The sequence below is a fragment of the Phenylobacterium sp. J367 genome (assembly GCF_024699985.1).
In the GTDB taxonomy this organism is placed as follows: Bacteria; Pseudomonadota; Alphaproteobacteria; order Caulobacterales; family Caulobacteraceae; genus Phenylobacterium.
The window spans coordinates 1,123,442-1,143,505 of the sequence record NZ_JAJONA010000001.1 but is presented as its reverse complement, the minus strand read 5'-3'; the positions used below and the strand labels follow the sequence as shown (position 1 = coordinate 1,143,505).

Annotated in this window: 14 protein-coding genes and 4 pseudogenes; 7 read left to right on the top strand and 11 right to left on the bottom strand. The window is 69.5% G+C overall.

Features of this window, described 5'->3' with window-relative positions; all coding sequences use genetic code 11:
- Nucleotides 1-88: 88 nt before the first annotated feature.
- Nucleotides 89-1,360: a type III PLP-dependent enzyme gene (locus tag LRS04_RS06245; RefSeq protein ID WP_257815629.1), complete on the bottom strand. Its 1,272-nt coding sequence runs from the start codon at nt 1,358-1,360 to the stop codon at nt 89-91.
- A gap of 395 nt (nt 1,361-1,755) precedes the next feature.
- Here LRS04_RS06245 and phnC point away from each other — a divergent pair, with 395 nt between their 5' ends.
- From phnC to phnE, 3 genes and pseudogenes are all read left to right on the top strand, one after another.
- Nucleotides 1,756-2,550: a phosphonate ABC transporter ATP-binding protein gene (gene phnC, locus LRS04_RS06240; protein WP_257815628.1), complete on the top strand. Its 795-nt coding sequence runs from the start codon at nt 1,756-1,758 to the stop codon at nt 2,548-2,550.
- On the top strand, nt 2,547-3,572 hold the full coding sequence (gene phnD / locus LRS04_RS06235) for a phosphate/phosphite/phosphonate ABC transporter substrate-binding protein (protein WP_257815627.1): 1,026 nt from the start codon (nt 2,547-2,549) through the stop codon (nt 3,570-3,572). Before phnC ends, phnD begins: the two co-directional genes overlap by 4 nt.
- 5 nt (nt 3,573-3,577) lie before the next feature.
- A pseudogene (gene phnE, locus LRS04_RS06230) lies at nt 3,578-4,388 on the top strand (phosphonate ABC transporter, permease protein PhnE).
- Nucleotides 4,389-4,415: 27 nt separating this feature from the next.
- Here the strand turns inward: phnE and LRS04_RS06225 are convergent.
- The 3 genes and pseudogenes from LRS04_RS06225 to LRS04_RS06215 all read right to left on the bottom strand — a co-directional run bounded on the left by LRS04_RS06225 (nt 4,416) and on the right by LRS04_RS06215 (nt 6,689).
- On the bottom strand, nt 4,416-5,510 hold the full coding sequence (locus LRS04_RS06225; RefSeq protein WP_257818989.1) for a glycosyltransferase family 1 protein: 1,095 nt from the start codon (nt 5,508-5,510) through the stop codon (nt 4,416-4,418).
- A 126-nt stretch (nt 5,511-5,636) separates the two neighbouring features.
- Nucleotides 5,637-5,813, bottom strand: a pseudogene (locus tag LRS04_RS06220) (TetR/AcrR family transcriptional regulator); the annotation flags it as partial.
- Nucleotides 5,814-5,873: 60 nt separating this feature from the next.
- On the bottom strand, nt 5,874-6,689 hold the full coding sequence (locus LRS04_RS06215; RefSeq protein WP_257815626.1) for a UDP-2,3-diacylglucosamine diphosphatase: 816 nt from the start codon (nt 6,687-6,689) through the stop codon (nt 5,874-5,876).
- A 166-nt stretch (nt 6,690-6,855) separates the two neighbouring features.
- Between LRS04_RS06215 and LRS04_RS06210 the strand changes: the two genes are divergently transcribed.
- Nucleotides 6,856-7,491, top strand: a complete 636-nt coding sequence (locus LRS04_RS06210; protein WP_257815625.1) for a TetR/AcrR family transcriptional regulator — start codon at nt 6,856-6,858, stop codon at nt 7,489-7,491.
- Nucleotides 7,492-7,636: 145 nt separating this feature from the next.
- Here LRS04_RS06210 and LRS04_RS06205 read toward each other — a convergent pair whose 3' ends face one another.
- Nucleotides 7,637-8,269, bottom strand: coding sequence for an NAD(P)-dependent oxidoreductase (locus LRS04_RS06205; protein ID WP_257815624.1), 633 nt, complete (start codon nt 8,267-8,269; stop codon nt 7,637-7,639).
- A gap of 23 nt (nt 8,270-8,292) precedes the next feature.
- On the opposite strand from LRS04_RS06205, the gene LRS04_RS06200 reads away from it, so the two are divergent.
- Nucleotides 8,293-8,430, top strand: coding sequence for a hypothetical protein (locus tag LRS04_RS06200; RefSeq protein ID WP_257815623.1), 138 nt, complete (start codon nt 8,293-8,295; stop codon nt 8,428-8,430).
- A gap of 224 nt (nt 8,431-8,654) precedes the next feature.
- Here the strand turns inward: LRS04_RS06200 and LRS04_RS06195 are convergent, their stop codons facing one another.
- Entirely contained in the window at nt 8,655-10,733 is a 2,079-nt protein-coding gene (locus LRS04_RS06195; RefSeq protein WP_257815622.1) for a redoxin family protein, read from the bottom strand.
- A gap of 130 nt (nt 10,734-10,863) precedes the next feature.
- A complete protein-coding gene (locus LRS04_RS06190) occupies nt 10,864-12,621 on the bottom strand; it encodes a DUF885 family protein (RefSeq protein ID WP_257815621.1) in 1,758 nt (585 codons plus the stop codon).
- Between the two features lie 130 nt (nt 12,622-12,751).
- On the opposite strand from LRS04_RS06190, the gene LRS04_RS06185 reads away from it, so the two are divergent.
- Nucleotides 12,752-14,155, top strand: coding sequence for an amino acid permease (locus tag LRS04_RS06185; RefSeq protein WP_257815620.1), 1,404 nt, complete (start codon nt 12,752-12,754; stop codon nt 14,153-14,155).
- A 153-nt stretch (nt 14,156-14,308) separates the two neighbouring features.
- Here LRS04_RS06185 and rfbA read toward each other — a convergent pair.
- The 3 genes and pseudogenes from rfbA to rfbB form a co-directional block, all read right to left on the bottom strand.
- Nucleotides 14,309-15,204: pseudogene (gene rfbA, locus LRS04_RS06180) on the bottom strand (glucose-1-phosphate thymidylyltransferase RfbA).
- Nucleotides 15,201-16,091 carry a dTDP-4-dehydrorhamnose reductase gene (gene rfbD, locus LRS04_RS06175; protein ID WP_257815619.1) on the bottom strand — a complete coding sequence of 297 codons (891 nt, stop codon included), beginning with the start codon at nt 16,089-16,091 and terminating at the stop codon, nt 15,201-15,203. The pseudogene rfbA and the gene rfbD overlap by 4 nt, the downstream one beginning before the upstream one ends.
- A pseudogene (gene rfbB / locus LRS04_RS06170) lies at nt 16,088-17,139 on the bottom strand (dTDP-glucose 4,6-dehydratase). The gene rfbD and the pseudogene rfbB overlap by 4 nt, the downstream one beginning before the upstream one ends.
- A gap of 199 nt (nt 17,140-17,338) precedes the next feature.
- On the opposite strand from rfbB, the gene LRS04_RS06165 reads away from it, so the two are divergent.
- Complete coding sequence (locus LRS04_RS06165) at nt 17,339-18,853, top strand: MATE family efflux transporter (protein WP_257815618.1); 1,515 nt, start codon at nt 17,339-17,341, stop codon at nt 18,851-18,853.
- Here the strand turns inward: LRS04_RS06165 and LRS04_RS06160 are convergent.
- Nucleotides 18,819-20,048 (bottom strand): serine hydrolase, encoded by a 1,230-nt coding sequence (locus LRS04_RS06160; protein WP_257815617.1) that lies wholly within the window; start codon nt 20,046-20,048, stop codon nt 18,819-18,821. The two genes, LRS04_RS06165 and LRS04_RS06160, sit on opposite strands and share 35 nt — an antisense overlap.
- Between the last annotated feature and the right edge of the window lie 16 nt (nt 20,049-20,064).

Here is a 20,064-nt window from a genome sequence, read left to right as displayed (position 1 = left end):
CGAAATCACTTTTCCTAACCCCGCCTCGAAAAGGCGCGACCGGGACGGAGCGACCGGCCGCGCCTATAACACTTTCAATGTGTCGGTTTTAGCGCCGACGACCCTTCTTGCCGGCCGCGCCCTTCGGGCGGGACAGGCGGACGACCTTGCGCTCCTCCTGCTGCTGCTCGCGCGGCAGACGGATGTGGCGGCCGGCCAGGCCGTACATGGAGGCCATGGGGGCGTCCGACACCGCCACGGTCTCGGCGTCGCCGAAGCCGTTGAAGCGGGTGTTCATGGCGATCCCGTAGGCGCCCAGCATGCCGATCTCGATGTAGTCGCCCTCGCGGACGTCCTCCGGCAGCCAGAACGGACCCGGCATGTGGTCGATCGAGTCGCAGGTCGGACCGTAGAAACGAAAGGGCTTTAGCGGCCCTTCCACTTCCTCGCCCGCGCCGTCCTCGCCCCGGTAGAGCTTCACCGGGAACGGCCACTTGGAGTGGGCCGCGTCGAACAGCGAGCCGTAGCTGCCGTCGTTGAGGTAGAGCGCGTCGCCCTTGCGGAGCTCGACCTTGGTCAGCACCGAGGAGGCCTCGGCCACCAGCGCCCGGCCGGGTTCGGCCCAGAGCTCGGTGTCCTTGTGGACGCTCATCTCGGCGAAGCCGCGGTGGATCGAGTCCACGTAGTCGCTGAGGTCCGGCGGCACCATGCCCGGGTAGACGGACGGGAAGCCGCCGCCGACGTCGACCACGTCGACCATGACGCCCGCGCGCAGGATCGCGCGGTTGGCCTGGGCCATGGCCGCCTGGAAGGCGGTCGGCCGCATGCACTGGCTGCCCACATGGAAGGAGACGCCCATGCGGTCCTGGGTGGCGCGGCGGGCGGCCAGCAGCAGGGCCGGCGCGTGGTGGCTGTCCACCCCGAACTTGCCCGACAGCGAGTAGGCCGCGCCTTCCGCCGACACCCCGAGCCGCACGATCAGCGAGAGGTCGTCGGCGTTGCCGGTGGCCTCGATGATCTTCTGCAGCTCTTCGTGCGTGTCGAAGGAGAAGGTCTTCACGCCATGGTCGAAGTAGGCCTGCGCGATGGCGCGCCGGCTCTTCACCGGGTGCATGAAAGCCATGCGCGAGCCCGGCGCGTGCTCAGCGACCAGCTCGATCTCGGGGATCGAGGCCACATCGAAGGACGCCACACCATTCGCCGCGAGGGTTTCGATCACCCACGGCGAAGGGTTCGCTTTGACAGCGTAGAAGACGTCGCCTTGAAAACTATCCTGGAACCAGCGCGCCGCTACGGCCACCACGCCCGGCCGCGCAAAGGCGACTGGACGCTCCGGGGACCGCTCACGGACCAGGTCCAGGGGCGTATGGTACGTCTGCACCTCACGCAACCCCCAACGGATTGTTGAACCCAGACCGGCGTTAGCAGCGCTTTTTAGGACTTCGGGTCCGCCGGAAGCCGCGCAAATAGGGTCTTCCGACTCGCATGTAAAGGGGCAATGTCCCCCCCCGCGTCCCGTCTGCACTCGGAACGTTGGCGCCCAAGGTGGGCGCGGTGTGGATCTGCAACAGCCCAAACGCCCGGCCACGCTTTTTCGATCCGGAACCCTACAGCGGCGCTCGCGCGCTCGGACCGGCCGCGGCTTTCGCCGAGGGGTGCAGCGCTCAGGCGCCTGACGCCGCTGGACCTTTTCCCGAACCTCGTGTCATGAAGCGGTCGCAAGGCCCGGCGAATTTCGCCCGCTTGCGCGCGCAACCTTGGGAAATTTCGCCGTTCATGCCTGACGCCGCCGTTCTGTCGATACGGAACGTGTCCAAGACCTTCGGCGCCCGGCGCGCTTTGGACAAGGTTTCCCTCGATGTCGCCAAGGGTGAGATGATCGCCCTCATCGGACCTTCCGGGTCCGGCAAATCGACGCTGCTGCGCTCGATCAGCGCGCTCCAGACCATCGATGGCGGCGAAGGCCGCATCGAGGCCTTTGGCGGGCCCGTGCAGCAGAACGGCAAGATCGCGTCGGACGTGCGCAAGACCCGCACGCGGATCGGCATGATCTTCCAGCAGTTCAACCTGGTGGGCCGGCTCAGCCTGTTCTCCAACGTGGCCCTCGGCTCGCTCGGCCGGATCGATCCGGTCCGTGGTCTGTTCGGCGTCTGGCCGGCCGAGACCAAGGCCGCGGCCATGGCGGCCCTGCAGCGGATGGGCGTCTCCGACTACGCCGCCCAGCGCGCCAACACCCTTTCCGGCGGCCAGCAGCAGCGGGGCGCGATCGCCCGGGCGCTGGTCCAGAAGGCCAAGATCATCCTCGCCGACGAGCCGGTGGCCAGCCTCGATCCCGTCTCCGCGCGCCGGGTGATGGAGAGCCTGCGCACGCTCAACCGGGAGGATGGGCTCACCGTCGTGGTGACCCTCCACCAGGTGGACTATGCGCTGCGCTACTGCGACCGCGTGGTGGCCCTGAAGGCCGGCAAGATCGTCTATGACGGCCCCTCGGGCGGCCTGAAGCGCGAGCAGCTCATCGACATCTACGGGCCGGAGTTCGAGGACGTGTTCTGGGAAGGAGCCCCGCAATGATCGGCCGCCGTATCCTGACCGGTCTGTCGCTGACAGCGATCGCGGGGGCCGCCCTCGTGAGCCTGGCGGCCTGCGGGGACAATCCGAGCACCCAAGCGGGCGACAAGCCCAAGGAGCTGACCTTCTCGATCCTGTCGGCGGAGAACCAGCAGTCGATGGGTCCGCTGTGGCAGCCCCTGCTGGACGACATGTCGAAGCAGATCGGCGTGCCGGTGAAGCCCTACTTCGCCACCAACTACACGTCGCTGATCGAGGCCATGCGCTTCAACCAGGTGCAGGTCGGCTGGTTCTCGGCCCTGCCGGCGCTGGAGGCCACGCGCCGGGCCGACGCCCAGGTCCTGGGCCGCGTGGTCGACGCCGGCGGCGAGGACAGCTACCGCTCGGTGCTGATCGTCCGCAAGGGCTCGGGCATCACGCTCGACAAGGTGCTGGCCTGCGACAAGACCCTGACCTTCGGGATCGGCGACGCCAAGTCGACCTCGGGCACGCTGGCCCCGATGACCTACCTGTTCACGCCGCGGAACATCGAGCCCGCCGCCTGCTTCAAGGCGGTGCGCGCGGCCAACCACCAAGCCAATGTCTTCGCGGTGGCCAACGGCCTTGTGGACGTGGCGACCAACAACACGGTGGGCCTGCTGTTCGCCGGCCGCCAGAACCCGCAGATCGCCGAGAAGGTCGAAGTGATCTGGCGCTCCCCGCCGATCCCGGAAAGCTCCATCGTCGCCCGCAAAGACCTCGATCCGGCGGTGAAGGAGAAGATGCGGCAGTTCTTCCTGACCTACGGCACCGGCCAGGGGCCCGAGGCCGACCGCCAGCGCGAAGTGCTCAAGGGGCTGGCCTACGGCGGCTTCCGCGCCGCCGACGACAGCTACCTCGATCCGATCCGCGAGATGGAGGCCGCCCAGACCCTGGCCGACGCCAAGAAGGGCAAGAACGAGGCGGCGATCGCCAAGGCCCAGGCCGAGTTCGACAAGATCCGCGCGGCCGCGGCCCAGAAGCGCGCCATGGAGCCGGACGTCTGATGTCGATGGTCGATCCGGTCCCGGCGTCGCCGGCGCTGCTGCCGCCCACCCGCTCGCTGGCCCAGCGCGCGCCGGACGTCCTGGTCTGGGGCGCGGTGATCCTGCTCCTGATCCTGGCCTTCGGGCCGGTGGAGATGCGCAACTTCGGCCGGATCTTCACCAACGCCGAGAACATGCGGATCTACGGCCGCCAGCTCCTGCAGCCGGAGTGGGGCAACCTCGGCCTCTACATCAAGCAGATGTGGCTCACGATCCAGATCGCGCTATGGGGGCACCTTCCTCGCGATCATCGTGGCCATTCCGTTCGGCCTGGCCTGCTCGCGCAACATCGCGCCGGCCTGGCTTCAGCAGCCGATGCGGCTCCTGATGAATCTGCTGCGCTCGATCCCGGACCTGGTGATCGGGACCATCTTCCTGGTGGCCGTGGGCCTCGGCCCGTTCGCCGGCGTCATGGCCCTGGCCATCGCCACTACCGGCGTGCTCGCCAAGCTGTTCTCGGAAGCCGTGGAATCCATCGACAAGGGTCCGGTGGAGGGCGTCCGCGCCACGGGCGCCAACCGGCTGCAGGAGATCGTCTGGGGGGTGATCCCGCAGGTCGCGCCCCTGTGGACCAGCTATGCGCTCTACCGGTTCGAGAGCAATTCGCGCTCGGCCACGGTGCTCGGCCTGATCGGGGCCGGCGGCATCGGCCAGGTGCTGTTCGAGAGCCTCAACGCCTTCAACTACGGCGAGCTGTCGGCGATCGTCGTGGTCATCGTGGTGGCGGTGAGCCTGATCGACCTGCTCAGCCAGGCGATGCGCAGCCGGCTGCTGTAGCCGGATCGTCCCTCCCCTGGGGAGGGATCAGGCCGCCTGGGGCCTGCGTCGGACCCGCGCCAGTCGCCTGAGCCTGCGCCAGAACCTCGTCTTCTCAGGCTCGGGGTAGGGCTGGAGGTTCTTCACGAAGTCCTCGGCGCAGGCGCGCCAGGAGAACTTCTCTGCGAAGGCGCGGACCTGCTTGCGGTCGAGCTTCAGGCAGTCGAGGCAGGCCTCGCGCAGACCCTCGGTGGCGCTGGCGGCCAGCGCGCCGGCGCCCGAGTTCGGGATGATGTCGATGGGGCCGGGGGCCGGATAGGCCGCCACCGGCGTGCCGGACGCCATGGCCTCCAGGATCACCAGGCCGAAGGTGTCGGTGAGGGAGGGGAAGACGAAGACGTCGGCGCAGGCATAGGCGTCGGAGAGCTCCTTGCCGGACTTGGAGCCGGTGAACACCGCGCCGGGGTACTTGGCCTTCAGCTCGTCGAGCTGCGGGCCAGGGCCGACCACGACCTTGGTTCCGGGCAGGTCGAGGCCGAGGAAGGCCTCGATGTTCTTCTCCACCGCCACGCGGCCCACATAGAGGAAGACCGGCCGGGCGAGCCCCTCGAACACGTCCGGCTCGTCGGCCAGGCGGGGGCGGAAATGCTCGGTGTCGACGCCGCGCGACCAGGCCGAGATGTTGCGGAAGCCGTGGGCGGTCAGCTCGTCGCGCATGGTCGGCGTGGCGACCATCAGCCGGCCCGACGGCTTGTGGAACCACTTCATGTAGGCGTAGCCGGCGGCCAGCGGCAGAGGCAGTCGCGCCGAGACATATTCCGGGAAGCGGGTGTGGTAGCTGGTGGTGAAGGGCAGCTTCCACTCCACGCAGATGCGCCGCGCCGCCAGGCCGATGGGCCCCTCGGTGGCGATGTGGATAGCCTCGGGCTCGAAGGCCTTGAAGCGCTCCTGCACCGGCTCGTAGACGCCGATCGCCACCTTGATCTCGGAATAGGTGGGAAGCGGGAAGGTCTTGAACTGGCCCGGGTGGATCACCTCCACCGTGTGGCCCATGTCCATGAGCTCCCGGTGGACACGGGTCAGGGTGCGGACCACCCCGTTCACCTGCGGCTCCCAGGCGTCGGTGGCGAGCAGGATGCGCATCGGCCGCTGGGCGTCGCGGGCCGCGGTGATCGCCTCGCGGACGCGGGGCATGGCCCGGGGCCGGGGGCGCTCCGGGGCGGCGGAGACCGCCTGGTTCTGCATCCAGGCCCAGAAGGCGCCCAGCAGCGCCTCCTTGGTCGGGAAATAGCGGTAGACGGTGCGCTCGCCGAGACCTGCGTCGCGGGCGATCTCGGCGAAGCTCAGGTCCTCGAGCGCGGCGCCGCTCTCGAGCTGGCGGCCGACGGCGCGGAGGATCTGCTCGCGCGTCTCCGCCCGCTGCCGGTCGCGCAGGCTTGGGGGCATGGGCGGTTTCATGGCAGCGGCACTGTCATCAATTCGGCTGCGCTGTCAAACCGACCGGCGTTACGCCGCGAGCGGCGGAGCCTGGATCTCCGGCGCGGCGGGCGCGCGGTCGAGCACGGACCAGTGCCGGAGCTTGGCCCATTCGAGGATCTCCAGCCGGCCGTCGGGGTGTTCCACCAGCGCCGTGCAGCTCTCCACCCAGTCGCCGTCGTTGACGTAGGTGATGCCGTCGATCTCGCGCATCTCGGCCTTGTGGATATGACCGCAGATCACCCCGTCGACACCGCGCCGGCGGGCCTCGTCGGCGACCGCCTGCTCGAAGTTCTCGATGAAGTGCAACGCGTTCTTCACCCGGGTCTTCAGGAAGGCCGAGAAGCTCCAGTAGCCGAAGCCGAGCCGCCGCCGGAGCCGGTTGGTCAGCGTGTTGGCGGCGAGGAGCGCGCGGTAGGACCAGTCGCCCAGGAAGGCCAGCCACTTCGCGTGCTGGACGACGCCGTCGAACTCGTCACCGTGGGTGACCAGGAAGCGCCGGCCGTCGGCGGTCTCGTGGATCGCGTCCCGGGCCACCACCACGCCGCCGAAGTGGACGCCGCAAAAGTCCCGGACGCGGTCGTCGTGATTGCCGGGGACGTAAGTCACGGTCACGCCCTTGCGGGCCAGGCGCAGGACCTTCTGGACCACGTCGTTGTGGCTTTGCGGCCAGTACCAGCCGCTCTTCATCTTCCAGCCGTCGACAATATCGCCGACGAGGTAGAGGTGGTCGCACTCCATGTGCCGGATGAAGTCGAGCAGCAGTTCGGCCTGGCAGCCGCGCGTGCCGAGGTGGATGTCGGACAGGAACACCGTCCGATAACGTCGGATTCCAGGATCGCTCACTTTGCGCCCCCAACGCCTGGATTTTGACCAGTCGCTAGGCTGATTGCATGTCGGTTTCGTGAAACCTTCCACCGCGACCTTGAAGCTGTGGCGAGACGTCCCACTGTCCTGATAGGAATTGGCGAGACAGCAGACCCTCCCCAGGTCGCCCGAACATTTGGCCTTGATGGACGCGAGAACCTATCCGGCAAAGGCGACGCCGAAGTCGCAGCGTACGCGCGCGCGGATACTGGATGCGGCCATGCGGCTGTTCGCAGACGTCGGCTACCACGCGGCCACCAACGCCATGATCGCCGACGCCGCCAAGCTGACCCGTGGGGCCATGCTCTACCACTTCGCCAGCCGGGAAGAGCTGGTGGAAGCCGCCGTGGCGCACATCGAGCTGGAGCGGGCGAGGCTGTTCGAGCAGGCCGGCTCCCAGCCGCATCCGCCGGGCGTGGACGCCGCCGAGCACGCCATCGACGCCTACTGGGCCCTGCTGCATGAGACGCCCTTCGTGGCCTTCGCCGAACTGGAGGCTGCGGCCCGCACCGACCCCATGCTGCGCGAGCGGCTGTCGGCGGCGCAGAGCGCCTTCGACCACGCCCAGGTGGGCGCGAGGTTCGGGGCCATGGTCCAGGCCGGCGCCGACCCGCGTTTCCAGACCAGCCGCGACCTCGGCCGCTTCCTGCTGGAGGGCATGGCCCGGGGGGCCATGACCTATGACGAGGTCCAGCGCCGGCAGCGCCTGCTGGCCGTGGTCAAGCGCGCCGTGCGCGCCCTGAACCGCAAGGGCGACATGCAGGACCTGTGGGTGGAGTAGCGGCTAAGCAGGCCCTCTCCCTACCCTCTCCCTCTCTTCCCCCGACTTGCGCCGGGGTCGGGGGAGAGGAGGTTATGGCTCGGACTCCCGGCTACCCTCCTCTCCCCCCGCGAAGCGGAGAGGGAGAGGGTAGGGAGAGGGCGAATTAGCCCGCCAGCACGTCCTTGGGGTCCGCCAGGTTCAGCAGGTCACGACCCTCGACGAACCGCTGCAGGTTCTCCGCGAAGAGGGCGTCGTTGCGGGTGTGCTGGCCGGTGGTGATGCCGGACGAATGCGGGGTGAGCGTCACCCGCGGGTGATCCCAGAACCGGCTCTCGGCGGGCAGCGGCTCCACGGCGAAGACGTCCAGCAGGGCGTGCTCGGGCTTGCCTGCGTCGAGGGCGGCGAGGAGCGCATCCTCGTCCACCAGGCCGCCGCGGCCGACGTTCACCAGCACTGAGGCCGTCTTCATGGCGGCGAAGAAGCCGGCGTCGGCCAGGTGGCGGCTCTCCGGCGTCAGCGGGATCGACAGCACCACCACGTCGGCCTCAGGCAGCAGGTTCGGCAGGTCGGCGATCGGCGCGATCGCGTCGGCGGCCGGATGCGGGGCCTGGTTGCGGCGCACGCCGGTCACCGTGGCGCCGAAGGCCCGGGCCCGCTGGGCGACGTTCTGGCCGATGGCGCCGAAGCCGATCACCAGCCAGTTGGAGCCGTTGATCTCCCGGAAGGGCAGGCGGTCCCACGCGTGCTTCGCCTGGGCGGCGCGCCGTCCCGGCCCGTTCTGGAAGTGGTCGAGCACGCCCCCAGAGGACGTATTCGCTCATGCCCACCGCCTGCCCATGGCTGGTGGAGAGCCGCACGCCCTTCTGCACGAGCTGGCCGAAGACCGGGTTGTCGAAGCCGGCGGCCCCGCTCTGCACCCAGGCAAGGTCCGGCGACTTCAACAGCGCGATCATGTAGGCGCGCGCCGCCGGCGAGAAGAAGACGTCGGCGTTGGCCCAGCCGGCGACGGCGCCGGCGGCCTCTGGCTCCACCTCGCGCCCGTCGAGGCGGAGCTTGCCGTCCTCGCCCATGAGAACGGGCTCGACCCCCTTCGGAATCGAGCCCGCCAGCCTCCGCCAGGAGGGTTCGTAGATCATCAGCCTGGTCATCCCGGCCTTTATGGCCGGGAGCCAGGGGTTCGGCTAGCGCCCGCCCGGAGAAGGGGCCGGCGGCATGGCCGCGTTCTCGGTGCTCGACCGCCGGCGACCGCCCAGCATCTGCTGCACGACCGCGAACTCGGCCTTGTCGATGCCGCCGTCGGCGTTCTTGTCGACCTGGGCGAAGTACTGGCCGATCCGCGCGCCGAGCTCGCCCTTCAGCTCGGCCTTCTGGATCTTGCCGTCGAGGCTGTCGTCGAACATGCCCAGCAGACGGGTCTGGTGGAGCGCCTCGTCATAGTCGACGAAGTTCTTCGAGTTCTCGTCGACCCAGCGATAGCGGATCGCCGTGTAGAACATCTCCTCCCAGGACTGGTCGCCCCAGACGATCTGCTTCGACGGGTCCGGGTTGGCCGGGTTCCGCTTGGAGTTGTCGTAGATGTAGTGGGCGATCAGCTTCGAGCCCGCCGGCACCTTCACCGGCTCGGCGAAGGTGTAGTGCCGCTGCCAGTTGAAGTCGTACCTCGGCAGCGCCAGGAGCAGCTTCTTGGAGCCGTCCGGATACTGGATCCACAGGTCCGAGGCGTAGCCGCGGTAGTGGGCGTGCGGGAAGGCCGAGTAGAGCAGGGCGTCCTTCGGGAAGGTGAGGTAGGCCACCTCCTTGTGGCGCGCCGCACCCGGCGGGATGACGATGGTGTTGTCGACCACCACCGAGTTGCGCATCACCAGGTCGGGGGTCTTGTCCTTGTCGTAGAAGTAGAGGGCGATCTGGCTCTTATCGACCTCCTCCTTGCCGAAGGGGGTGTAGTGGGCCTGGATGCCGATGGCGCCGCCCGGCGGCAGGTAGGTGCCGGCGTTCTCGGGCGCGATCTCGCTCTCCGAACCGACGGCGTAGCCGCCCACGGATGCGCCCCAGCGGCTCTCGTTGGCCGGGCCGGTCGGGATGTCCTTCAGGTAGCCGGTGAGGATGTGGTGCACGCCCTGGCGGGCGGTGACCTTGACGGTCGAGGCGCGGATCCAGCGCCCCTCGGTCAGCGGATTGACGATGTGCGGCCGCTGATAGTCGACGACGCCCGAGGCCGGGATCTTGTAGGCCGGGACGTCGAGGATCAGGTCTGGCTTGCCGAGCGGCCATTCGGGGGCCCTGCGGTCCACGGAGGCCAGCGGGTCCGGCCCGTCGCCGCGCGGCGCGCCGGCTTCGATCCAGTGGACGATGGTCTTGATCTCGGCCGACGTCAGGTTGCGGTTGTCCGCGAACTTGTTGACGTGCGGATCTGCGTTGTAGGGCGGCATCCGGTCGGTGCGCAGCACCTCGCGGATCATCGGCGAGAAGCCCTTCACCATCTCGTAGCTGGTCATCGAGAACGGGCCGATGGAGCCGGGCTGGTGGCAGGCCACGCAGTTCTGCTCGAGGATCGGGGCCACGTCGTGGGCGTAGGAGATCTTGGCGTGCTGGGCCTTCTTCGCCCGCTCGGGGAAGTCGATCAGGCAGCCCTTGGTGTGCATGGACGCCTGCTGCACGGCGCCGCCGGCCAGCACCGCGTCGAGCGCATTGGCTGCGAAGGGCTGGACCTTGGCCTTCTGGGCGCCGCCGTAGTCGATGCGGTCATCCAGCGGGCCGCGGTAGACCACCTGCCAGGTCTTCGGGTTGATCACGTAGACCTCGGCCGTGCGGGTCACGCCCAGGCTCTCGCCGACGAGCTGGTTGGAGTCCATCAGGATCGGGATGTCGATCCCGAACTCCTGGGCCTCCTTCTGGACCGCCTCGCGGCCGTCCTGCAGGGCGGAGTTCAGCAGCAGGAACTCGACGCCCTTGGCCTGGTAGGCGTCGCGGAGCTTCTTGAGCTCCGGCGTCATGGCCCGGGCGATCGGGCAGCCGTTCATGGTGGTGACGATGACGATCGCCTTGGCGTCGGCCAGGCGATACAGCTCGTGGGCCTCCAGGTTCTGGTCGACGAGCATGAAGTTGTCGACCTGGGCCGGGAGGGCGGCGACCTGGGTCGCCGTCTTCGCCGCGGCGTCATTGCCGCTGGCGAGCGCGCTGGGCGCGCCGTCGGTGGTGCAACCGAACAGGAGCATCGAGCCCCCGATGGCCGCGAGCACGGAAATGCGTGCAGATTGCATGATCAAATACCTCCCAATCCCCTCTGGTCCTGTCTCACCGCAAGCGGGGCGGACCTACGCATAACTTAACGTCGTTCATCGGAACGATCCAGCATAGCGACGTTGCGTCAATATTTCGATGACGCGCGCGTCACCTATTTTGTTCGGCGACGATCCAGGCGCCGATCCGGGCTTCGAGGATGTCCATGGGCAGCGGTCCGGCGAGCAGGACGGCGTCGTGGAAGCGGCGAATGTCGAACTTGTCGCCCAGCGCCGTCTTGGCCTTGCCGCGCAGCTCGACGTATTTCCGCTCACCGATCTTGTAGGCGAGCGCCTGACCCGGCCAGGAGACGTAGCGGGCGAGCTCGACCTCGATGTTCAGGGGGCTGAGCGCCGTGTTGTCGGTGAAGCAGGCGCGGGCCTGATCGAGGCTCCAGCCCATCCAGTGGATGCCTGTGTCGGCCACGAGCCGGCAGGCGCGCCACATCTCGTAGGAGAGCTGGCCGAACCGCTCGTAGGGCGTGCGGTAGATGCCCATCTCGCCGGCCAGCCGCTCGGAATAGAGACCCCAGCCCTCGCCGAAAGCGGTGTAGTAGCTCTCGCGCCGGAAGGCCGGGGTCTCCGGCATCTCCTGGGCGAGCGCGATCTGCAGGTGGTGGCCCGGGACCGCCTCGTGGGCGGTGAGCGCCGGCAGCTCGTGCAGGCCGCGCTGGTCCAGCGCATAGGTGTTGACCATGTAGCCGCCGGCGACGCCGTTGGTGGGCGAGCCGCCCCAGTAGCGGCCGGTGGTGTAACCCTGCTCCAGCTCCTTGGGCACAGGACGCACGCCGTACGGCAGCCGCGGCAGGGTCCCGAAATAGCCCGGCAGCTTGTCGTCGAGCCGCTTGGCGATCTCCGACGCCTTCTCCAGCAGGTCCTCACGGCTCGTGGCGTAGAACTTCGGGTCCTTGCGCAGCGTGGCGATGAAGCCCGCCAGGTCGCCGGTCCAGCCGGCCTCCTTCATGGCCACGTCCATCTCGGCGCGGATGCGGGCGACCTCGCTCACGCCCAGCGCGTGGATCTGCTCGGGCGTCATGTTGGTGGTGGTGTGGTCGCGGACCACGAAGCGGTAGTAGGCCTCGCCCCCCGGCGCGGAGCGCACGCCGAGCCCCGGCCGGGCGGCGGGCAGATACTCCGTCTCGAGGAACTTCAGGAAGGCGCGCTGCTCGACGCGGATGGCCTCGACCGCCCTGACGGCGCGGGCGCGGACGGCGGCCCGGTCGGCGGAGCCCATGGCCTCGGGCAGCTTGGCGAGCGGCCGCAGCAGCGGGTCCTGATCCACCGGTACGGCGACCATCCCGCCCACCTGCCTGATCACCGCCTCGACGGTGGACCTCGGCTGTGTGAAGCGGGTCTTCACGCCCCGGCGGGTGTTTTCGGTGTTGTCGCGCCAGTCCTTCGCCCCGGCCTCCAGCCGATCGGCCCAGGCGCGGGCGTCGTCGGCCGTGCGGATCGGGGTCGACGCGGCGAGGTAGCCCAGGGTGTCGAAGAAGCTCCCGTCGCTGGAGATCTGGATGCGGGCCTGATCGAAGCCGAGGTAGCCGAGCCTGCTCTCGAGGGTCCAGGCCAGCAGGTCGCGGTTGAGCTTCGCGGTCTCCGAGAGGCCGGCGTCGGGGATCGCCCTGGCGCGGGCCTGGAATGCGGTCAGAGCGGCCTTGCGGCGGGCGTCGGCGGCGGGGGTGACGTCGGCGAGCTTCGACAGCGCCGCGCGGACGCCGAGGTTGCCGGCGGTCACCGGATCGTCGCCCAGCCACCAGGCCTCGTAGTCGGCGACCAGCTTCCGGACGGCGTCGTCGTCGGCCCAGGCCGGCTGGGGAAGGGCCGGCGCCGCCGCAAGCGCCAGGGCGGCGGCCAGGATCAGGTGACGCATGCGGACAACTCCCCTCCGATCAGCGCGGCCAAGCTGGCGCCTCGACGGGCCGGCGCCAAGGCCATCCGAGCGGCCTTGTCGGGGCCTCCCGGCGCGGGCAATGGTGGCGCTGATCCGGGAGGGCCGACACATGAGTTTCGTCACGCGCAGGAAGCCTGTGGAGGCCGCCGCCCACGCCGAGGGCGCGCATCGCCTGAAGCCCACGCTGGGCTGGCCGCATCTGGTGGCGCTGGGGGTCGGGGCGATCATCGGCACCGGCATCTACACGCTCACCGGCGTCGCGGCGGGCCTCGCCGGGCCGGCGGTGATCCTGTCCTTCGCGGTGGCCGGCGCGGTCTGCGCCTTCGCCGCGCTCTGCTACGCCGAGATGGCGAGCCTGACGCCCCAGGCCGGCAGCGCCTACACCTACGCCTACGTCAGCCTCGGCGAGATGGTGGCCTGGGTGATCGGCTGGAGCCTGATCCTCGAGTACACCTTGGTCTGCAGCGCGGTCTCCGTCGGCTGGGCGGGCTACGCCTCCGGGCTGATCCAGCAGGCCGGCTGGCCGATCCCCGCGGCCCTGCTGGCCGGGCCCGAGAGCGGCGGCATCGTCAACCTGCCGGCGGTGTTCATCGCCCTGGTGGTGACCGGCCTGCTGCTCGTCGGGACCCGCGAGAGCGCGACGGTGAACTTCATCCTGGTGATCGTGAAGCTGGTTGCCCTGGCCGGCTTCGTGGCCCTGACCCTGCCCGCCTTCGACGCCAACCACTTCGAGCCGTTCGCCCCGTTCGGCTTCGGCGCCCTGACCGCCGAGGACGGACGCAAGTACGGGGTGATGGGCGCGGCGGCGATCATCTTCTTCGCCTTCTACGGCTTCGACGCCATCTCCACGGCTGCCGAGGAGGCCAAGGACCCCAAGCGCGACCTGACCATCGGCATCGTCGGCTCCATGGCGCTGTGCACCCTGATCTACATGGTGGTGGCGGCCGCGGCGCTAGGCGCCATGCCCTACGACGTCTTCTCCAAGACCGCCGAGCCCCTGGCCTACATCCTGCGCGAACTGGGTCGGCCGGCCGCGGCCTCGGTCATCGCCGGCGCCGCGGTGATCGCCATGCCGACCGTGATCATGGTCTTCATGTTCGGCCAGAGCCGGGTGTTCTTCGCCATGGCCCGCGACGGCCTGCTGCCCCGCCGGCTGGCGACGGTCAGCGGCCGCGGCGTGCCGACCGCCGTGACCCTGCTCACCGGCCTGATCGCGGCCCTGATCGCCGGCGTCGTGCCGCTGGACGAGATCGCCGCCCTCGCCAATGCGGGCACGCTCGCCGCCTTCATCGCGACGGCGGTGGCGGTGATGGTGCTGCGCCGGGAGCGGCCGGACCTGGCGCGGCCGTTCCGGACCCCCGCGGTCTGGGTGGTCGCCCCGCTGGCGGTGGCCGGCTGCCTCTACCTGTTCACCAGCCTGACGGTGAAGACGATCGTCTTCTTCTTCGCCTGGAATGCGGTGGGCGTGGTGGTCTACCTGGTCTGGAGCCGGAGGCAGAGCCGGCTGGCTTAGGGCAAATGGGTCCCTCCCTTAATGGGGGAGGGACAGCGCGCAAGCGCGCAGGGTGGGGAAGTGCGGGCCTCATGGAGAGTCAGGGTTTGAACCACACCCCCCACCCCGCTCGCCTCGCGGCGAGTCGACCCTCCCCATGAAGGGGAGGGATGATTACTCCGCCGGCTCCTCGCTGCTGGGCGGCTTGTCGGCGAGCTCGCGCAGGTACTTGCCGTACTCGCTCTTGGCCAGGCGCGTGGCGGTGGCCAGCAGCTGGTCGCGGTCGATCCAGCCGTGGTGGTAGGCGATCTCTTCCAGGCAGCCGATGCGGAGGCCCTGGCGCTGCTCGAAGGTGCGGATCAGCTCCCCGGCCTGGATCAGGCTGTCGTGGGTGCCGGCGTCCTCCCAGGCGAAGCCGCGGCCGAGCAGTTCCACATGCAGCTCGCCGGCCTCCAGGTAGAGCTGATTGAGCGCGGTGATCTCCAACTCGCCGCGCGGCGAGCGGCTGAGCGTCTTGGCCATCTCGCTGGCCCGGCCGTCGTAGAAGTAGAGCCCCGTCACCGCATAGTTGGACTTGGGCTCGGCCGGCTTCTCGACGATGGAGAGCGCCCGGCCGTCGGGGCTGAGCTCGACCACGCCGTAGCGCTCCGGGTCGTGCACCGGATAGCCGAACACCGTCGCCCCGTGGGTGCGGGCATGCGCGTTGCGCAGCATGTTTCCGAAATTCTGGCCGAAGAAGATGTTGTCCCCGAGGATCATCACCGAGGGCTCGCCGGCGACGAACGCCTCGCCGAGGATGTAGGCCTCGGCCAGGCCGCCGGGGGTCGGCTGGACCACATATTCGAAGCGCACGCCGAGCTGGGAGCCGTCGCCCAGCAGGCGCTTGAAGCCCTCCTGGTCCTCCGGCGTGGTGATGATCAGGATCTCGCGCACGCCGGCCAGCATCAGGACCGACAGCGGGTAGTAGATCATCGGCTTGTCGTAGACCGGCAGCAACTGCTTGGAGACCGCGATGGTCAGGGGTGCAGCCGGGTGCCGGCGCCGCCGGCGAGGATGATCCCGCGCCTCATGCGACGGCTCCTTCAGTCTTCAATTCTGCGACGATCTCGGCGAGCGCCGCCGGCCAGGGGCGCGGCGTGACGCCGAACACCTGCTCGAGGCGGCCGGTGTCGAGGACGCTGTAGGCCGGCCGGCGCGCGGGCGTCGGGAACTCGGCGGTGGCGATCGGCTCGACGGCCTTGGCGACGCCGGCCTCGGCGAAGATCGCCTCGGCGAACCGCCGCCAGGTGACCTCGCCGGCGTTGGCGAAGTGGAAGACGCCCCACTCCGGCGCCCCTACCGGCGCCGCGGCCAGGCGGGGCGCCTGGGCGAGGATGAGGCCCGCGATGTCGGCGGCGGCGGTGGGCCGGCCGAGCTGGTCGTCCACCACGCGCAGGGGCCGGTCGCCGCCGGCCAGGCGCAGCATGGTCTTCACGAAATTCTTGCCGTGGGCCGAGACGACCCAGGAGGTGCGCAGAACGAGGGCGCGGGCGCCGCTCTCCAGCACCGCCTGCTCGCCGAGCGCCTTGGACCGACCGTAGGCGCCCGCGGGCGCGATGGGGTCGTCCTCGCGGTAGGGCTGGCCCTTGTCGCCCGCGAAGACATAGTCGGTGGAGATGTGCACGACCGCGGCGCCGGCGTCCCGGGCGGCCCTGGCGATCGCGCCCGGCGCCTCGCCGTTGACCACATCGGCCGCGGCGGTGTCGCTCTCGGCCTGGTCGACAGCGGTGTAGGCGGCGGCGATCACCACCAGGTCCGGCGCGGCGGCGCGCACGGCGGCGGCGCAGGCGGCGGGGTCGGCGAGGTCGGCCTGGGCGCGGCTGAGGGCGGTCAGGGCCACGTCGTGGCAGGGCGCCTGCCGCAGGAGCTCGATCCCCACCTGGCCGGTGGTTCCGAACTGCAGGATACGGACGGTCACGACGCCTTCACCAGCCCCAGCCGCTCGGAGTGGAAGCCGCGCTGGCGGATGCCCTCGATCCAGTCGCGGTTGTCCACGTACCAGCGGACGGTCTCGTCGAGGCCGGCCTCCAGCGAGGTCTTCGCCTCCCAGCCCAGCTCGGCCTTCAGCTTCGAGGCGTCGATGGCGTAGCGGAAGTCGTGGCCCGGCCGGTCGGTGACGAAGGTGATCTTCTCGGCGTGCGGCGTGTTGGCCGGAGCGTACTTGTCGAGCGCGGCGCAGAGAATCTGGATGATCTCCAGGTTGCGCCGGTTCGGCGTGCCGCCGATGCAGTAGGTCTCGTCGAGGCGGCCCTTCTGCAGGACCAGCAGCAGGGCGTCGGCATGGTCGTCCACGTGCAGCCAGTCGCGCACCTGGCGGCCATCGCCGTAGACCGGGATCGGCTTCCCTTCCAGCGCCCGGGTGATCACCGTCGGGATCAGCTTCTCGGGAAACTGGTAGGGGCCGTAGTTGTTGGCGCAGTTGGTGATGACGACGGGCAGGCCATAGGTGCGGCCCCAGGCGCGGACCAGGTGGTCGGAGCCGGCCTTCGACGCCGAGTAGGGGAGTTCGGGTCGTAGGGCGTGGTCTCGCTGAAGGCGCCGTCCTCGCCCAGGGCCCCGAACACCTCGTCGGTGGAGACGTGGTGGAAGCGGAAGGCGGACTTCGCGGGCTCGGCCAGACCGTTCCAGTGCTCGCGGGCGGCCTCCAGCAGAACGGCGGTGCCGACGACGTTGGAGCGGACGAAGTCCAGCGGGCCCTCGATGGCGCGGTCGTTGTGGCTCTCGGCGGCCAGGTGCATGACGGCGTCGGGGCGATGCTTCGCGAAGATCTCGCGCATGCGGCCCTGGTCGCAGATGTCGGCCTGCTCGAAGGCGTAGTTCGGGTGGTCCGCCACGGACGCCACGTTCTCGAGGTTGGCGGAGTAGGTCAGGGCGTCGAGGTTCACCACCTCGTGGCCATCGGCGATCGCCCGGCGGACAACGGCGGATCCGATGAACCCGGCTCCGCCCGTAATCAGGATCTTCATGCGGTCTTTCTAGTCTTCTTCGCGGCCCCAGCCGCCACGGCGGTCGACCATCCCCCGCGCCCTCTTACAGCGAAACGCCGCGCGCTCAACCCTGGGGACTGACCGCGCGTTTCGGCCGCACGGGTTGAACGGGGGGCCCGGCGCCTCCTAGAACTGGTATGGGAACCCCCGGCGTGCGGGGACGCGAGGGGAGCGTGGCGTGACGGGGCAGGGAGCGGCGACCGGCGGCCGGCCGGGGGTGAGCCGGAAGGGGCCCGACCTCACCGCCGGGCCGATCGGCAAGACGCTGATCCTGTTCGCGCTTCCGGTGCTGGGCACCAACATCCTGCAGTCTCTGAACGGCTCGGCCAACGCGATCTGGGTCAGCCACGTCCTGGGCGAGACGGCGCTCACCGCCACCGCCAACGCCAACCAGATCATGTTCCTGATGCTGGGCGCGGTGTTCGGCGTCTCGATGGCCTCGAACATCCTGATCGGCCAGGCCGTAGGCGCCGGCGACGAGGCGCTGGCCAGGAAGGTCGTGGGCACGTCCACGGCCTTCTTCATCGTGCTGTCCCTGAGCGTGGGGGCGCTGGGGGTCACGCTCACCCCGCACATCCTCGACGCCATGGGCACGCCGGCCGACGCCCGGGGCGACGCGATCGCCTATCTGCGAGTGATCTTCACGGCGATGCCCTTCATGTACTTCTTCTCGTTCGTGATGATGGCCCAGCGGGGGACGGGCGACAGCCGCACGCCGTTCTACTTCTCCCTGCTCACCGTCGGCCTCGACGTGATCCTGAACCCGCTGCTGATCATCGGGCCCGGACCGCTCCCCACCCTGGGCATCGCCGGCTCGGCCACAGCCACCCTGGTCGCCCAGACCACGACCCTCCTCGCCATGCTGATCCACCTTTATCGCAAGGGCTCGATCCTGGTGATCCGGCCCTCGGAGGCCCGGCTGCTGATCCCGGACCTGGCGATCCTCCGCGCGCTGGTGCTGAAGGGTCTGCCTATGGGCTTCCAGATGATGGTCATCAGCCTGGCGGCGGTGACCATGATGGGTCTGGTCAACCAGTACGGCTCGCATACGGCGGCGGCCTATGGGGCGGCGGCGCAGCTCTGGACCTATGTCCAGATGCCGGCCATGGCGCTGGGCGCCGCGGTCTCGTCCATGGCCGCCCAGAACGTCGGCGCCGGCCGCATGGACCGGGTGGAGCAGGTGGCCCGGCGCGGCGCGCTCTTCGCGCTTCTCTTCACCACCGCGCCGGTGGTCGCGCTCTTCTTCGCCGACCCGTTCGTGCTGCGGCTGTTCCTACCGGGGGATAGCCCGTCCCTGCCGATCGCGCTGCACATCAATTCGATCGTGCTGTGGGGCTTCATCCCGTTCGGCATCGCCTTCATCTTCTCGGGCGTGGTGCGGGCGACCGGCGCGGTCTGGCCGCCGCTGCTGGCGATGATCATCTCGCTGTGGGTCGTGCGGATCCCGCTCGCCAACCTGCTGGAGCCGCACATCGGCGCCGACGCCGTCTGGCTGAGCTTCCCGATCGGCAGCTTCACGACCCTCGCCCTGGCCGGCGGCTACTATCTCTGGGGCGGCTGGCGGAAGGCGAAGATGCTCGACGCGCCGCCCACCTCCGACGCGCCTGATACGGGCTTCGGCCAGCCGGTCATCGAGGAGGCGGAGGCCGTGGCCGGCGCTAGCCGTTCGTCTCCGTCAGCGCCGCATAGGTGAGCGTCCGGAGCTCGCGCCGGATCGGCCAGGTGGAGGACGGGATGAGCTGGGTCATGAAGACCGCGGTGACCTCCTCGACCGGGTCCACCCAGAAGGCGGTGGACGCCATCCCGCCCCAGTAGAATTCGCCCTCAGAGCAGGGGATCAGGGTCTTCGGCGGGTCGAATACCACCGCGAAGCCCAGGCCGAAGCCGACGCCGGCGTTGGTGCTCTCGCTGAACAGCGAGCGGGAGATCTGGGTCAGGTCCTGGCCGCCCGGCAGGTGGTTCGAGGCCATCAGCCGGATGGTCTTGGGCGCCAGGATGCGCGCGCCGTCGAGCTCGCCGCCGCGGACCAGCATGTTGGCGAAGCGCATGTAGTCGGCTGCGGTGGACACGAGGCCGCCGCCGCCGGAGAGCAAGGACGGCGGGGCGAGGTACGGGCTCGTCTGCGGGTCGTCCTGCAGCTTCGGCCGGCCGCCCGGGACGTGCTCGTAGCAGGCGGCGAAACGGCCCCTCTGGTCCTCGCGGACGTGAAAGCCGGTGTCGACCATCTTCAGCGGCCGGAAGATCCGCTCGGCCAGGGCCTCGTCCAGCGGCTTGCCGGAGACCTTCTGCACCAGGTAGCCGACCACGTCGGTGGAGACCGAGTAGTTCCAGGCCTCGCCGGGCGAGAACTCCAGGGGCAGCCTGGCGAGCTGGGCGATCATGCCCTCGAGGTCCGTCCCGCCGTGCATCTGCTCGAGTTTCAGCTTGCGGTAGGCGGCGTCGACGTTGGTGCGGTTCTGGAAGCCGTAGGTCAGCCCGGACGTGTGGCGCATCAGGTCGACGACCTGCATGGGCCGGGCCGGCGTCCGGGTCAGGAACGGATCGATCCCGGCCTCGAAGACGCCGAGCTTGCTCCACGCCGGGATCCACTTGGCGACCGGGTCGTCGAGCGCGATCAGGCCCTCCTCGACGAGGGTCATCAGCGCCACCGAGGCCACCGGCTTGGTCATGGAATAGATGCGGAAGACCGTGTCCTCGGCGAGGGGAACGCCGCGCTCCGGATCCTGCTGGCCGACCACGCTCTGGTGGACCACCTGCCCCTGCCGGGCGAGGAGGAACTGGGCCATGGGATACTTGCCGGCGTCGACGTAGCGCTTCAGGTGGGCGTCGATGCGCGACAGCCGCTCGCCCGAGAATCCTAGGGTCTTGGCGCGGGTGATCTGGTCCATGGGCGGCTCCTTGCGT